The organism is Microcoleus sp. OTE_8_concoct_300, assembly GCF_031383065.1.
Lineage (GTDB): Bacteria > Cyanobacteriota > Cyanobacteriia > Cyanobacteriales > Microcoleaceae > Microcoleus.
The window spans coordinates 1-1,576 of sequence record NZ_JANMZH010000454.1 but is presented as its reverse complement, the minus strand read 5'-3'; the positions used below and the strand labels follow the sequence as shown (position 1 = coordinate 1,576).

Annotated in this window: 1 protein-coding gene and 1 pseudogene; both read left to right on the top strand. The window is 40.5% G+C overall.

Going from position 1 to position 1,576, the window contains the following annotated elements:
* A pseudogene (locus tag ACUVJL_RS20670) lies at positions 1 to 110 on the top strand (IS1 family transposase); the annotation flags it as partial.
* Positions 111 to 363: 253 nt separating this feature from the next.
* Entirely contained in the window at positions 364 to 795 is a 432-nt protein-coding gene (locus ACUVJL_RS20665) for a hypothetical protein (protein ID WP_445247547.1), read from the top strand.
* The last annotated feature ends 781 nt before the right edge of the window (positions 796 to 1,576 follow it).

Here is a 1,576-nt window from a genome sequence, read left to right as displayed (position 1 = left end):
GTGTTTCTCGGATCGTAAGAAAAACTCTTTCATTTTCTAAAAAGTTAGAAAACCATATTGGTGCTATTTGGTATTTTATCCATCATTACAACTATGTCTTGAGCCAATAAATATCTAATCACTACATATTTATTACTACCCTCATTCCTTAGCAGCAGTATTTTATGTCATTTAGAGATATAGCGGTTCTCAAGCGTGGTGAGGTATGGGGGGCCAGTCATAAGCCGATGCCCGATGCCCGATGCCCTATTTGGCCGATGCCCGATGCCCGATGCCCGATGCCAATTGAGCACCTCATGTTACCGAGAAAGGCTATAGGTTGAGTTTTGCATTTTTTTCTATGTTTTGCTTCCCTAATTTGTTTTGTTGTTTTATCTTCTCAGAAGCAGAGAGAGTTTTAGGAGCTATAGCACAGGATGTTGCGCGCGAACAGCACGTCTAACGGCTCAAACAGCAAATTTTGACCAGCAGAAGTCAGAACTTGCTGATGTACGTGCGAAAGCTGTACAACTAAAAGCAAGTATTTTTTATTACGAGGGTATGCTGGCGCTGGTGGCTCCTAAGGAAGTGGCATCAACACCGACAGAAATGCTTTCGGAAACAGAAGCACTTACTTTGAATGGGGGTCAAGTAGCTTCGACAAGTTCTCTTGGTGCCGACGAACATCTAAAAGGAGGTCTAGCTAATTTTAGTCTTGCTTCTGAAGATGCCAGTCTTGAAAAAGCAACCTCTCAAAACAGGATATTGAAAAGTGGTGGTCAATTATTTTTTGTGTTTACACAACGATTAGTTTAAATTCCCCAGCTTTTTTCTCCTTAAATCTATGCGATATAACTCAATATAATCCCAATAATACTTAGGCTAATTTATCGCCTCATCAAGAATAGAATCACCAAAGTGGATGGAATAATACGTTGAATAATTTTAGTTTATTTATCCAACCCATCCTTGTATTTGGGTTGATTTATCCGGGTCGGGAAATATCCCCTAATTCTAATTTATTGCTTTTGTTTAAGCATTTAATTGATGCACTGAATCAATTCCCACCCTTTTATTCTTCTGCTTAATCTGGGCTTATTTCTTACTTCTTTAATCCGGAGAGTGACAGAAGAGGGATAAAATAATTTATTTTGGATTGTGAAATTGACGTGAGATTGAATAGATACTTTGGCTTTTCTAATACTCTCAGCCATTGGAACGCGCCAGAAGTATCAAACGTGCAATTCCATTTACTACGCCCAAAACCGCACACACACTCAGCCAAAGCATGAGATCGAGCATAGATCGAAACAGAACTACATATCCAAAGAATCGATCGGACACCAATGCGAATAGCCAAGGTAATACAAGTAGGAAAAACGCTGGCAAGAATGTGCAGCCAATCCCTAACCAGACCCGCCACCATGAAATTCTACGAATCGCCTGTCTCCATTGCGGTAAGTAAAGCAAACTGCGGATTGCCAGCATTACACCTATAAACATTAACAGTGCGATCGCTATACCCCACAAGGTTATTGAGAACCCACCTGCGGCAGGCTGCCCATCCTTTAGTAATTGAATCAGTCCAGTTTTGATT